General features: G+C 59.8%; 19 protein-coding genes. 10 read left to right on the top strand and 9 right to left on the bottom strand.

Translation table 11 applies throughout. The features are described from left to right. Positions 1–86 precede the first annotated feature (86 nt). From ACLH0H_RS05360 to ACLH0H_RS05405, 10 genes are all read left to right on the top strand, one after another. Positions 87–275: a hypothetical protein gene (locus ACLH0H_RS05360; protein ID WP_411381248.1), complete on the top strand. Its 189-nt coding sequence runs from the start codon at positions 87–89 to the stop codon at positions 273–275. 82 nt (positions 276–357) lie between these two features. Then, positions 358–717, top strand: a complete 360-nt coding sequence (locus ACLH0H_RS05365; RefSeq protein ID WP_411381249.1) for a hypothetical protein — start codon at positions 358–360, stop codon at positions 715–717. A 4-nt stretch (positions 718–721) separates the two neighbouring features. After that, a complete protein-coding gene (gene sctJ, locus ACLH0H_RS05370; RefSeq protein ID WP_411381250.1) occupies positions 722–1504 on the top strand; it encodes a type III secretion system inner membrane ring lipoprotein SctJ in 783 nt (260 codons plus the stop codon). 61 nt (positions 1505–1565) lie between these two features. Next, the gene (locus ACLH0H_RS05375; RefSeq protein ID WP_411381251.1) at positions 1566–2051 is read left to right on the top strand and encodes a type III secretion protein; all 486 of its coding nucleotides are present in this window, start codon (positions 1566–1568) and stop codon (positions 2049–2051) included. An 11-nt stretch (positions 2052–2062) separates the two neighbouring features. After that, a complete protein-coding gene (gene sctL, locus ACLH0H_RS05380) occupies positions 2063–2635 on the top strand; it encodes a type III secretion system stator protein SctL (RefSeq protein WP_411381252.1) in 573 nt (190 codons plus the stop codon). A gap of 104 nt (positions 2636–2739) precedes the next feature. Further along, entirely contained in the window at positions 2740–2976 is a 237-nt protein-coding gene (locus ACLH0H_RS05385; protein WP_411381253.1) for a hypothetical protein, read from the top strand. Further along, positions 2954–3382, top strand: a complete 429-nt coding sequence (locus tag ACLH0H_RS05390) for a type III secretion protein (protein WP_411381254.1) — start codon at positions 2954–2956, stop codon at positions 3380–3382. The genes ACLH0H_RS05385 and ACLH0H_RS05390 overlap by 23 nt, the downstream gene beginning before the upstream one ends. Positions 3383–3392: 10 nt before the next feature. Next, positions 3393–5528 carry a type III secretion system outer membrane ring subunit SctC gene (sctC, locus tag ACLH0H_RS05395; protein WP_411381255.1) on the top strand — a complete coding sequence of 712 codons (2136 nt, stop codon included), beginning with the start codon at positions 3393–3395 and terminating at the stop codon, positions 5526–5528. After that, positions 5525–5728 carry an HrpT family type III secretion system protein gene (hrpT, locus tag ACLH0H_RS05400; protein ID WP_411381256.1) on the top strand — a complete coding sequence of 68 codons (204 nt, stop codon included), beginning with the start codon at positions 5525–5527 and terminating at the stop codon, positions 5726–5728. Before sctC ends, hrpT begins: the two co-directional genes overlap by 4 nt. A gap of 11 nt (positions 5729–5739) precedes the next feature. Then, the gene (locus ACLH0H_RS05405; protein WP_411381257.1) at positions 5740–6090 is read left to right on the top strand and encodes a transcriptional regulator; all 351 of its coding nucleotides are present in this window, start codon (positions 5740–5742) and stop codon (positions 6088–6090) included. Here ACLH0H_RS05405 and sctU read toward each other — a convergent pair whose 3' ends face one another. The 9 genes from sctU to ACLH0H_RS05450 are packed head-to-tail and all read right to left on the bottom strand — an operon-like array spanning position 6091 to position 13033. Continuing rightward, positions 6091–7188, bottom strand: coding sequence for a type III secretion system export apparatus subunit SctU (sctU, locus tag ACLH0H_RS05410; protein ID WP_411381258.1), 1098 nt, complete (start codon positions 7186–7188; stop codon positions 6091–6093). After that, positions 7185–7973, bottom strand: coding sequence for a type III secretion system export apparatus subunit SctT (gene sctT / locus ACLH0H_RS05415; protein WP_411381259.1), 789 nt, complete (start codon positions 7971–7973; stop codon positions 7185–7187). Before sctT ends, sctU begins: the two co-directional genes overlap by 4 nt. Positions 7974–7983: 10 nt before the next feature. Continuing rightward, positions 7984–8247, bottom strand: coding sequence for a type III secretion system export apparatus subunit SctS (gene sctS, locus ACLH0H_RS05420; RefSeq protein WP_043049218.1), 264 nt, complete (start codon positions 8245–8247; stop codon positions 7984–7986). Between the two features lie 7 nt (positions 8248–8254). Then, complete coding sequence (gene sctR, locus ACLH0H_RS05425; RefSeq protein WP_411381260.1) at positions 8255–8908, bottom strand: type III secretion system export apparatus subunit SctR; 654 nt, start codon at positions 8906–8908, stop codon at positions 8255–8257. Beyond that, a complete protein-coding gene (locus ACLH0H_RS05430) occupies positions 8905–9918 on the bottom strand; it encodes a FliM/FliN family flagellar motor switch protein (protein WP_411381261.1) in 1014 nt (337 codons plus the stop codon). Before ACLH0H_RS05430 ends, sctR begins: the two co-directional genes overlap by 4 nt. Next, complete coding sequence (locus ACLH0H_RS05435; RefSeq protein WP_411381262.1) at positions 9915–10373, bottom strand: type III secretion system HrpP C-terminal domain-containing protein; 459 nt, start codon at positions 10371–10373, stop codon at positions 9915–9917. Before ACLH0H_RS05435 ends, ACLH0H_RS05430 begins: the two co-directional genes overlap by 4 nt. Next, positions 10370–10798 (bottom strand): type III secretion system stalk subunit SctO, encoded by a 429-nt coding sequence (gene sctO / locus ACLH0H_RS05440; protein ID WP_411381263.1) that lies wholly within the window; start codon positions 10796–10798, stop codon positions 10370–10372. Before sctO ends, ACLH0H_RS05435 begins: the two co-directional genes overlap by 4 nt. Next, positions 10785–12143 carry a FliI/YscN family ATPase gene (locus tag ACLH0H_RS05445; protein WP_411381264.1) on the bottom strand — a complete coding sequence of 453 codons (1359 nt, stop codon included), beginning with the start codon at positions 12141–12143 and terminating at the stop codon, positions 10785–10787. Before ACLH0H_RS05445 ends, sctO begins: the two co-directional genes overlap by 14 nt. Further along, positions 12140–13033, bottom strand: a complete 894-nt coding sequence (locus ACLH0H_RS05450) for an FHA domain-containing protein (protein WP_411382372.1) — start codon at positions 13031–13033, stop codon at positions 12140–12142. Before ACLH0H_RS05450 ends, ACLH0H_RS05445 begins: the two co-directional genes overlap by 4 nt. Between the last annotated feature and the right edge of the window lies 1 nt (position 13034).

The following is a 13034-nucleotide window of genomic DNA, read 5'->3' on the forward strand; positions in this document are numbered from 1 at the left end:
CGAGCAGACACAACCGCTCACAAACAGTGCAGGCGCTGGACAAACAACATCTGCACGTCATCCTATCTAATACGAAGGTGGCTTAAATGACTATTCCAAGCAATGATGCAGACACCAAAAGGTTGACCGAGGCTGGAGATTGGTCCAGGAAACAACAAACTGACATTGCCATAGAGAAATTGAAAGAGAACGTCGCACTCTCGTTAACGACCAAAGCGGTCGACTTCTCCACCGCGCTCGCCAACGTAGTTGGCAAAGTGACGTATTCACGTTAAGCAACCCCCACCTCCCCAGCCGACGCTGGGGAGAACACTGTCACCAACATCGCTGCATTAGACAGGCTCATGGGAGTTTCATATGTACATCGACGACGCAGAGCGCGTGCAAAAAAGATCCGGGGATGCTCAGGCTGAATCGCCCGCTGCATTTAACGAGATCTCCGATGTGGATTTCTTCAACGCGCAACTTGATCCTACCGCAGGGCACTACAAAAGAATCGCCCCCTCTATGCCCGATAACCTATTCAATCTTAGCGTTTCCGAGTCGCCGTTCAGGCGCGTGAAAAGAGGGGTGGATGACAGGCTGCGGAACAAGCAGACCGAGGATTCCATGGCGCTGCCACACTCACTTGCTCTCGCAAACTTTGCAGTGGTGAGTCGAGTCAAGGTGCTCGGCACGCTGGTGAAAGGCATTGATAAAATCTCCAACATGGCATAGCCGCATGCATCGCTATCTCTCCATCACGCTCTTTTGCCTATCGACATTGATGCTCGCCGGCTGCGGTGAGAGTGTAGAACTCCATCGCCAGTTGTCCGAACAAGACGCCAACGAAGTCATTGCTGAATTGGCGGACAAGAAGATCCGCGCCGAGAAGGTTGCGGCAAAGGACGGTGTGGTTGTTCGCGTCCGGGCAAACGACATCAGCCGAGCTGTTCGTACGCTGGAGGCCGTCGGTCTGCCCAAAGTAGGCCGCTCCACCTTAGGCGATATCTTTCGCAAGGAGGGGGTAATTTCCACCCCGCTGGAAGAACGGGCGCGCTATATCTATGCACTGTCACAAGAATTGGAGGCCACCCTGTCGAAGATCGATGGCGTGATCGTTGCGCGTGTCCATGTTGTGCTACCTGAGCGCGTAGCGCCCGGAGAACCCGTACAACCGGCATCCGCCTCGGTGTTCATCAAGCATGATCCGCGACTGGACCCCGACAACATTCAACCTCGCGTGCGAAGGATGGTTGCCAGCAGCATCCCCGGTATGGCCTCAGCGATAGAAAACACGCAAAAACTGACCGTCGTTTTCGTGCCCGCTACCGCCTATCAGGAGAAGCAGCAACTCACCTACCTCGGGCCCTTCCTGGTACCGGAGCAGGATCTCGTGTTCTGGCGCAGCAGTCTCATCGCGCCCTTTATCGCCTTCGCGCTGGGAGGCGCTGCATGGTTATTCTGGCGCCGACGGGCCACGGACAATCGGCCGTTAGAGCCAATCATACCTTCCCATGAATAAGGACCTCATGTGGGTTCGATGGTGGGCTTTCCCATGGAAAAACGCGCACCGCGATTGGAGCATGCAGAACAGCTTTGTGGAAACAGAGGTGCTTTCGCGCACTCATCATCAGCGGGTTAGCCTTCTGTTCGAGATCGAACCTGAACTTCCTCCCCGCCCTTCTGCCCCTATCTTTCAGCTGCTGCTGGCCTGTAGTGCGCCACAACAAGACCTTGCCCTTTTGTTGGTCAAAGAAATAGACAACCCCAGCCGCGACAGCCGCTTGAACCGGGAACAGCACCTCTGGTGCCAGCGCCTGACCAAGGCGATGACACCAGAAGTGCTGTTACCGGTGAATGTTGACGACCCTTTGCATTACCTGCGCGCCTGGGTATCACCAGCCATCTGGCAGCGGTTGCGCTTGAGCTTTGCCCGCCAGCGGGTACTTGAACTGGAATCGCACCCCAGATTGCCCAACCCCCACGGCCGCTTGGACACCATGTGGCAAGCCGCGCTCTGGCGCGCAACGTCAACCAACCTCAACGAAACCCAGCGCCTGCCCTTCTGAGAAAACCCAGTATGTTTTGCCCCAAAAAAATCGAGTTGCACACCGTTAACGCGCAATTGCCGTCAGCTCTGATTCCTCGGGAAATGCTTGTCGACTTCACCCAGGCCCGCGAGTTGATCGAGCACGCCCAAGCCCAGGCACACTCGCTCATACAACAAGCTCAAGCCCAGTGTGAGCGTGTATTGGAAGAGGCCGGCCAACATTTCTGGCAACGCGCCACCCCCCTTCTGCAGCGCTGGGAGTCGGAACGCCAGGCGATGCATGAGGGCCTGGAACAGGTCGCCACCTCAGTGATTAACAGCGCCATTCGGAGTCTCCTGGATGAGGCCCCGCCCCCTCAACGTATCAAGGCTCTACTCAGCCAACTGCTGGCAGCTCAACTGCCGCCCGTCAACGCGAACCTGCTGTGCCATCCACAGGACCGAGAAGCCGTCGAACAATGGCTCGCTCGCTTGATTGATGTGCCTTGGACACTTCGAGTCGCGAACGAAGTCAGCGCCCAGTCATTGCTGCTCGAAACACAAGACGGCGGCTTTCATATCAATTGGGTCGATGCTCTGGACCATCTGATAGCCCCCAAGTGACTCACGGTGCCGATGAGCGCTGTTTTTAAAAGAATTCCCAAGCTGATGGAACCTGTTACACATCAGCGGCCACACATGAGGTAGCAACCTACCGGAGATAACCCATGATTGGTGATGACCGCCTGCTTCCAAAGCTCTATAGGGGGCTGGCCCAGGGTGAAAAAGACTTCAGGAAAATGGGAACTGACATTCAAGACATGCAGGACATAGAACAGCTGGGAATGCTATTCACCGAGATGACCCAGCAGTCACTCGACATAAGCAGAAAAATGTCGATGGCGTCAGCCTTGCACGGCCTCGAAAACGAGACTTTCAACTATGTCCTCGCAAACAGCTCCTAGCGATTGGCGCCCAGCCTTGCTTGATTGTTTGAATGGCCATCAATCGCAGGCAAGGCTTTATGAAAACGACGACGAGCTGAGCCTGCATTGCCATGAAGATCATCTGCTGCTGCGTATTCAACTGACTCGCCCAGGTCTCACAACTTACCCGTTGCAGGCCTGGCAACGTCTAGGAGAAGCCAGCCTGGCGCATTTCAAGGGCGCACTGGCCCTTTGTCCCGGGACAGGCGACCTCTGGCTGGTGCTGGGCCTGCCACGCAGTTGCAGTCAGGATCAACTGCTGAGCGCTGTCGAAGCACTTCTCAACCAGCGAGACACTTGGCGCAGTGTCATTGCTCGTCAGGCGAGTTCTGGCAGCAAGTTCCAACCCACTGTGTTACGCAAGCACTGCACTGCACTGAAATAGAGAACCTGTCATGTCCAACAAAAAACACAAGCACACAGGCTTGCGCACAAGCTCGACCGTAACTTTTACAGCGCGCGCGCCTTGGTACAGCCTGATTGCGCTGCCTTTGCTGCTGTTACCGCAGCAGAGTAGCCTTGCCGCCATCCCCGCCGAATGGAAAAACACCGCCTACGCCTACGAGGCCGAACACAAACCGCTACGCGAAGTACTCGAAGACTTCGCCCAGACCTTTGGCACGCAACTGCAAATCGAGGGCCTGCTGGAAGGCGACGTCAACGGCAAGATCCGCGCGAATACCCCGCAATCCATGCTGGACAGGCTAGGCGTTGAACACCGCTTTCAGTGGTACCTCTACAACAACACCCTGTTCATCAGTACGCTGGATCAACAAGAGTCCGCGCGGCTGGAAGTCTCGTCGGAGACGATTGCCGACCTCAAGCAGGCGCTGACCGATATCGGCCTGCTCGACAGCCGTTTCGGTTGGGGCGAGTTGCCGGAAGACGGTGTGGTACTGGTCTCCGGCCCCAAGCGCTATATCGAACAGATCAAGCAGTTCAGCAGCCAACGCCGCTCGCCGGATGAAAAACAGAGCGTGCTGAGTTATCCGTTGAAGTTTGCCAATGCGGCGGACCGCCTGGTGGATTATCGCGGCGAAAAACTCACGATTCCCGGCGTCACCAGTATTTTGCGCGGGCTGCTGGAACCACGCTCGGCCTCCACACTGTCCGGGCTGAGCCAGCGTCCTACGTCCCAGCCTGCGCCTCTTACGCCAAACGTGCCGCGATTGGGCAACCCGCTGCTGGGCCAAATGCTCGGTGCAAATAGCAATGCGGGGCTGTTGGACACAGGTCCAACACTGACCCCACGCGCTCCGGTATCCAACAGCCGCATCCGCGTCGAAGCCGATGTGCGCAATAACGCGGTGCTGATCTATGACTTGCCGGAACGCCAGGCCATGTACCGCGAGCTGATCACCCAGCTTGACGTTGCGCGTAAATTGATCGAAATCGATGCGATCATTCTCGACATCGAACGTACGCAATTGCACGAATTCGGGGTGAAGTGGGGCTTCCAGAACAGCCGCTTCCGGGGTGAGGTGAACATGGCACCTGGCACCTCGTCGCAGGTGTCGATTGGAAGCCGCGACCGCTTCAACGCAGATATCCGCGCGCTGGAAGCCAAGGGGCTGGCAACCATGGTCTCTAACCCCTCGGTGCTCACCCTGGAAAACCAACCGGCGGTGATTGACTTCAACCGCACCCAATACCTGACGCCCGGCAGTGAATACGCAACCATTTTGCCGGTGACCGTGGGCACCAGCTTTCAGGTCGTGCCCAGGGTCACCACCAGTCGCGGCACCCACCAGATCCACCTGACGGTGGATATAGAGGACGGCAATTTCGACGAGAGCAACCCCGACCCGAACCACCTTGATGTACGCCGGGGCAAGATCAGTACCCAGGCCGTGATGCAGGAAAAGCGTTCGCTGGTAGTCGGCGGTTTCCATGTCACGCAAAGTTCGGACAAACAAAACAAAATTCCGCTGTTGGGGGATATTCCGCTGTTGGGCAAGGCCCTGTTTTCCTCGACCGAACGCCAGAACAATCGGCGTGAACGCTTGTTCATTCTTACACCACGGGTCATCGGCGACCAGGACGACCCGTCGCGCTACTTGCCGCAGGCCGACCAGGCCGAATTGCAAGCCGCCCTCACGCCGCTCGCCAGGCGCTATTCCCCCCACGCGCCGGTGATCAAACGCAGTGACATCATCGGCACCCTGGCACGCCTGGTCAGCGGGGAAGTGCCCAAGGCGTTCAAGTCGGCGCCGATGCCGCTGGGGCTCGGCACCTTGTGCAGCACCCGTGACTTGCTGGCGCTCAATACCGAACGCAGCCAGTGGTTCGCCGGCCCCAAGTACAACGTGGCGGTCGTGGTGCTGCGCAACCAGTTCAAGCGCAATGTGCGAATCGATGAAAAGGAATGCAGCAACTCACAGACCCTGGCGGTCACCGTATGGCCGCGCGCCTGGCTCAAGCCGGGTGAAGAGGCCGAGGTTTTTATCGCCATGCGCCCTGTGGTGAAGGACGAACACCTCAGCGTGCCGCGTCCTTCGTTGATCACTTCTGATAAAAAGGCAACGCCATGAAACTCGCACTCTTGTGCATGACCCTGATCGGCGCAGCGGTGCTCATCACCGGCTGTACCCCCACCTGCAAAGGTGACTCGTGCTCACGCCCGCAATCGAGCAAGGACAAGATGGTGATCTGGTGGCCGCCGCAAATGCGCGTCGAACCTGGCCCGGCCGGCGAGCGCGCGGATTACCAGACGGTATCGCTGGAACGGTGAGGCATATGGCTATGTCCGACGATCAACGCCAGGTATTGTTGGAAAATCTGGTGAGCGGCGCTGCCGCTCACCTGTCCCTCGCGCCCGGCATCAAGGTCTGCGCATTGCAAGCAGGAAACCGATCGGGACTGACCCTGCAAGTGGCTCGCGAAGCCGTGCAGCCCGGGCAGTTGCAGCGCGTATTGGAACGACGCTTCGAGCAGGCACTGGCATTCGATGGTTGTTTTGTCTACCTCAACGCCCAGAACGCCCTGGTGATCTGGCATGCCATGCCGGCAAACAACGCTGAACTCGACAGGATCCTCAGCCGGATGCTGTCGCTGGCCAATCTGCACGCCCTGGACTCGCCTCCAAACCGCTGATCAACGCTGCTCAAGCTCGGGCAGCTCCAGGGTTTCGCGCTTGGCTTCATCATCCAGCTCACGCAGGGTGCGGTAGATCAGAGCCACGGCCTGCAAGGTTTCACGGGGGATACTGGCCCCCAGCTTTTTCGTGTAGAGGGTGCGGGCCAACCATACGCACTGGATCACCGGCACATCGGCTGCCTTGGCGCGACGGATCAAGTCGCGCGCCTCGTCGTCCGTGCCTTTGCTCACCAGCATCGGCAGCGGCGTCTTGCCAGGGCGGTAATACAGGGCGACCGCAAAGTGCGTCGGGTTGACCACCAGCATGTCGGACTCCTCCAGCTTGGGCAGCTTGACCTTCGGTTCTTCCTGGGCCAGTTGATAAGCCAGCGAACGCCTTTGGCCTTTGACGTGAGGATCGCCCTCCATGTCCTTGTACTCTTTGACGACCTCCACCTGGGTCATGCGCATGCGCTTGGCGAAAAAGTGTTTCACCATGACCAGGTCAATGAGGGCCAGTACCAGCAGCATGCCGAGGCACACATGCAGCAGGTGACGGAACAGCGCAATCAGCGCCAGGATGTAACTTTGCAAATCACTAGTGGCCAGGTTGATCAGCGTGCCCAATGAGGGCCAGATTACTGCATACAGAATCAAGGCGATAAGACAGGCTTTCACCACGCTCATCAGCAGATTCATCAATTGCTGGGCGGAGAGCATTTGCTTGATCTGACTGATCGGGTTGAGCCGATTGAAATCCAGTTTCAAGGTTTCTGGTGCAAACAGCATCCCGAACTGCATCCAACTGCTGATCAGCTTGGCGGCAATCGCCACACCGGCCATCAACAAAGCGAATGAAAAAAACACCACCGCCCCTTCAAACAGCACCTCCTCCAGCGCTCGCGCAAAAGGCTGAGTCAGGCGTGACATCGGCAGCAGCATCAATTGCTGGAAGCGTTGCAGGCTGGTCTCGGCAGTGAACAAGGCAATCTCGCTGATGGCCGTCAACGCCACCAGCTTTGCAACATCCTGGCTTTGGGCGACCTGGCCTTTCTTGCGTTGGTCTCGCAGTTTCTTGGCGGAAGCCGGGTGCTTTTTTTCGCCGGAATCACTCATGGGTTAGCCACCTTGATCAACAATCCCAGTGAGTGTTTGAGGTCGCCCAGCAGCCCCATGCGTCCGACGATAAGGTCCTGCAGCAGCGCAAAGTACAGCAGCAGAATGCCGATCCCCGCCAGGCATTTGATCGGTGGCGCCAGGGTACTGACTTGTAATTGCTGGCTATAAACCCCGAGCAGCGCGATACCGAATTCCAGTAGCAGCAACACGGCGATAAAGGGCGCCGCATAGAGCAGCATATGTGTGAAGGTATCGCCAAGCAGGCCGACAAACACATCCATGCCATTGGCGCCAGGCAGTGGAAACCACACCGTGGGTGGCCAGATCTGGTAACTGTCCCAGATAACCTGGGTCAGCGTCCCCAACCCAAGACTGACCATCAGCAGGAAAATCGCCAGTTGCTTGAACAAGTGCCCAATCGGCGTCGCGTCCGGCCCCAGCGACGGGTTGAGCTGCCCCCCCGCCAAGGCGCCGCGTTGGTTGTCCAGCAGCGCGCCCACCGCCTCGAACATCCAGAACGGCATTGCCAGCAGCACCCCCAGTAGAACCCCCAGGACCACCTCCTTGAGCACCAGCGCAGCCAGCATCATTGCGGAGTAGTCCTGGCCCGCCAACGCGGCATGGATACCCGGTGCCGGCATCAGCGCCATGACCATCACGATGGTATGTCGCGGCATGCCCCGTATATGCTGAAAACAGAACGCCGCCACCAGGATTCCACAGGGGTAGATACGCGCCATGCCGATCACCAGGCTGGGCAGATATTCGATATACAGCAGCACGGGCAGCGCCTCAGTTCAGGGCCGAACGGCCGATCATGTCGAAAGTCAGGTTGATCAGCTGGATCAACTCCACGCCAATCCAACGGCCGGTCATGATCAGCGTGACCCCCACCGCCACCAGCTTGATGCCAAAGGGCAGGGTCTGGTCCTGCACCTGCATCAATGCCTGCACCAGAGACGTCAGCACCCCGACCACCACCGCCACGATCAACGGCGGCGCCGACAGCACGACCACCAGCAACATGCCCTGCTTGAATAGCACGATGGGTTCCATAAGCCCCTCAGAGATAGGAAAGGAACAGGCTGTCGAGCAGGCGCGACCAACCGGACACCATCACGAACAACAGCAGCTTGAGCGGCAGGGAGATCGTCATCGGCGAGACCATTTGCATGCCCAGCGCCAGCAGCAGGTTGGAGACGATAAGATCGATGACGATGAAGGGAATGTAGATCAGAAAGCCGATCTCGAAACCCGCTTGCAGTTGCGACAATACGAACGCCGGAATCAGCAGGATCAGGTCTTCGCGCTGCACCTCCTGCGCCATTTGCGCGGGCCACAGGCGCGCGGTGTTTTCCAGCAGGTGCGTCAGCACGTCCGGGTCGATATTGCGCAGCATGAAGGCGCGTAGCGGTTTGATGGCCTCATTGCCTGTCTGCAGGAACATTTGCACGTTGCTCAAGTCCACAGGTGAGACTTTGACGTTCTCGGCGATCTCATACCCCACCGGGGCCATGATAAACAGCGTGGCTGCCAACGCGATGCCATTGATGGCCATGCTCGGCGGCACTTGCTGCACGCCAATGGCGTTACGGGTAATCATCAGCACGATGACGATCTTCAGGAACGCGGTGCAGACGATCAACAGCATGGGCATCAACGATAATGCCGCCAGGAATACCGCCAGGACTAAGGGGTCCAACCCCTGGAGCATCATCGTCCGAACATCACACGGGACAACTGCAAGCCCAGGCGCCCGTCGATTTCCACCAACTGCCCCTGGCCGATCGGCCGGTCGCCGTAATAAAGCCCGGCCATGCCCGGCGCGTAACCGGCAATGCCCAGCACCGCACCGGGCGCCAGGTTGCGCAACTCGCCCAGGGTCAGGTTCAGCGTGCCGCAGCGCACGTTCAGCGCCATGCTCAGCTCATCGAACGGCTCGTGGCCGAATACATCCACCACGGGCTCGTCCTCTTCATCCCCAGGGTAGTGGGGGGTTATGAATGCTTCGTCCACAGACGCGTCCTCGATTGAAGTAAGGGTCAGGCACAACGGCCCGCTGTCATCGTCAATGCACCCATGCAGTCGCCGGGTGCCAACCTGTAGATGGCCATCGCCCTGGGCGCGAAAAAAAGCCTGCTCCAGCACCAGCACATCACCGGGCCGCAGGCTGCGGGCTTGCGCAATCGGCAGCTGCACACGGCCAAGGATCACCGCAATGGCCATTGGAAACGACGCTGGCAGAGACCCGGCTGTGGCGCGCCAGGGTCCGGCGTCGCACAACGCCAGGAAGCTCTCGGGGGTCAGCCACACATAGCCCTCGACCCGGGCAGCCCCCAGGGCCACGGTAAGTCGACAGCCAAACGCCTTGGGCCGCGCAGCCTCCAGCAATCGCACATAGCCCAGCAGCGCTTTGACCTGAGGACTCAGGTGATGCTGAAACAGCGCCCAGAACCAGGAATCCGCATCGTTGCCGGACGGGGCCAGCGTCACGGGGCACTCCCCCAACAGGCTAAGCAACGGCCCTGCCTCTGCAAGCGCTAGCACACCGCACACGGTTTCAAAGCACACAACCTCGCCCGCTGCGGGAGCACGGCCCGGCTCGAGCCGCAATTCGCCTCGCTGCTCGGCCACCTGAAACGCCAGGCATAGGCCACGCCCGAGGCGACGACGCGCGGCTACCGTGTCGCCCTTGACCACAGGCAAGCTCAGCAGCGGCATTATCATGCGCGACCGACAGTGGGCAGATGCAGGCTGACCGGCTGGCCCAGCGCCACCGCGAGCCGGTCCTCGCAGGGTTGCCGCACGCCGCTGAGCCAGCGCGCCGTCGCATCCTCTTGCGCCTCAAGGTCGATACTCCAGGCATCCTGCTCGCGGCACACGCGGGCGTTGATCCGCCCCAGGCGAGGCAGGTACAACACGGCCTGAAGCGGCCACTGCGAGACAGCTTGAATACGAGGCGCCAGTTGTTCGGCGAGCGCCTCGATCATGGCAACACTGCCCATCCCCTTCTTTCCCGACAGCGAAGCGTGCGCACCAGAACCGTCACGGTCATCGGTCCACAGCATGGCGAATAACCGCGTCAATTCCGCTGGCACCACGCCAGCTGTTCCCGACTCACGGTCTTCTCGTGTTTCACGTAGGCGTGGACGCTCAGCGGGCTTATCGAAAACCTGTTTCATGTCGGCTCCTGCGCCAGTAAAAGGGACAACTCTTTAAGTTTTTCCACCTGACGCAGGCATTCGCTGACGTGTTTCTGGGCACTGCCGACGCGGGTCTGCTTTTCTTCCCGCTGTCCCTTCAATGCCTCCAACCGGCCCATTTCGCGGCAAGTATTGGCAGACAACGAACGCTCCTGTGTTCCCCAGGACTTCAGCGCCTGCAGGCTCAGGACTTGGCCCTGATACTCGCTGAGCAACCGCGCACTCTGCTGGGTCTCCTCCTGCCGGGTTTGCTCAAGCGCATCCTGAGCCTGCTGGATATGCGCCAGCAGCGCCTGCTGGGCCCGCTTCGCTTCACACAGGGCACGTTCGGCCCGGTCAGCCCGGTGCCGGCGCAGGCGCCGCAGCGTCTCGACTTCACCGAGCAACACGTCAGAATGGGACATTGGCCGTCAGCTCCTTGAGGTGTTCCAGCGTGGTTTCCATCGATGCGGGCTCACGCAAGTCCTGGCGCAAAAAACCATCGACAGCCTGGCGACTTTCCACGGCCAGGTCGGTCAACGCATCGCTGCCCGGCTGGTATTCACCCAGCTTGAGCATCAGTTCGATCTGCTGATAGGCCGAAAGTAAACGCCGCAGCGCCGTACCCGCCTGGATATCCGCGGGCGAAGCGACGTTGCTCAGGATCCGCGACAGACTCGCCAGCACATCCACCGCCGGGTAGTGCCCACGCTCGGCCAACTTGCGGGACAGCACGATATGGCCGTCGAGCAGCGAGCGCACTTCATCGGCCACCGGGTCGTTCATGGAGTCTTGCTCGATCAGTACGGTGTAGATCGCGGTGATCACACCTTTACGGGTCAACCCGGCGCGCTCTACCAGACGCGGCAACAGGCTGTACACCGAAGGCGGCAGGCCGCCGCGGCCCAGGGGTTCGCCGGCGGCCAGGCCGATTTCACGTTGGGCCCGGGCGAAACGGGTCAGGGAGTCAATCAGCAGCAGTACCCGCTTGCCCTTGCGCCGGAAACCCTCAGCCAATGCGGTGGCCGTAAAGGCTGCGCGCGCCCGCTCCATGCTGGAACGATCGGACGTTGCACACACCAGTACCGCTTTGGAGCGCAGTTGCTCGTCGAGCTCATGATCGAGAAATTCGCGCAGCTCCCGGCCCCGCTCGCCGATCAGGCCGAACACGATGACGTCGCAATCAACGTTACGGGCGATCTCGGCCAACAGCGTGGTCTTGCCGCAGCCGGCCCCGGCAAACAGGCCCACGCGCTGGCCTTCGCCCAGCGTCAGCAAGCCGTCGATTGAGCGCACCCCGGTGGCGAGCGCGCGGTTGATGCGTGGTCGCTCGGTGGGTAACGGCGCCTCGCACAACACCGCGCTCGCCACCGGCACATCCGCCTCGACAAACGCACTGGGGCCTTCCCCCGTGATCGGCCGTCCGAAACCATCCAGCACCTGGCCCAGCAATGCCTCGCTGACCTGCACCCGATGCGAAACGCCAAGACGCTCAACGCCGGCGCCCACCTGCACGCCTTCCAGGTTGCCCAAAGCGCTGAGCACGGCGTCCTGCTGATCGAAACCGATGATCTCGGCCAGCATGTAATCGCCAGGTTTTTTCTCCACCTGGCACAAGTCTCCGATGCGTGCCTGAGGCAGCCGGCACTGCAGCAACATCCCGTTGACGCGCTGGATTCGACCTCGCATCGTCACCGGCGAAAAACTGGACAACGCCTGGGCCTGGCGTTGCTGCCAGGCGTCGAGACGCGCCTGCAGTTCGGCGTTCACCAGCGCACCTCATAACGCTGCACGCCATCGAAGACCACTTTGCTGTTGTCGATCAGCACCAGGCGCAGGCCATCCACTTCATCCCCGACAAACAGTCGGCTGCCCTCTTCCAGCACCACGTGACCATTCGGCCCGCCCACGATCTGCACTATCTTGAACGGCAACGCGCTGTCGCGTACGCGCACACGACTGATCACCGGCACCGCGCTCTCGAACTGCTCGCCATAACGGCTGAGCATGCGCGCGACCAGATCGACCTCATCCTGGGAGACGTCACCACTGAGGGCGACCTGCCCATTGATCACTTGCAAACTGACTCGCTGGCTCAATTCCCGTTCGTTGAGCATTTTCAACAACTGCTGGCGTACCTCGAACGGAGAGGCCAGTTCACGTTTGCGCACCACAGGCGGCATTAACGAAGCCTGGGCCTCAGGCTCGCCAGTGGACGCCATGCCCCCCAGAATGAAGAGGGTCGTGACCACCAGCACCAAGCTGATCAAACGCTTCTGTTGCGACTGCGAGAGGGTCGATAATTTAAGCGGTCGCGCCGGTTCATTGACCGGTGGCGACACCGCAGGAGCAGGCGCCTGGGGCCAGGGCTCATCGGCCAAGGTCACACACAGCCGCACATTGCCCACTGAAAAGGTGACGTTGCACGCCAGGTTCGAGATCTGTGCCACCGTCTGACCTTCGGCATCCTTCAACAACCCCGCCTCTGCCTGCACGGACCAGTTCGATTCGGCAAGACGAAGTCGCGCATGCTGCTCGGCGATGCCGGGGTCGGTCAGCACCAAGTCTGCATCGGCGCCGGCACCGATACTCCATTGCTCGCCAAACAATGGCAGTGCGGCGCCCTGATGCCGCCCATCAAGCACTCGCAGCTCGAACATC

Source organism: Pseudomonas sp. MPB26, assembly GCF_046605355.1.
Classification (GTDB): Bacteria; Pseudomonadota; Gammaproteobacteria; order Pseudomonadales; family Pseudomonadaceae; genus Aquipseudomonas; species Aquipseudomonas cedrina.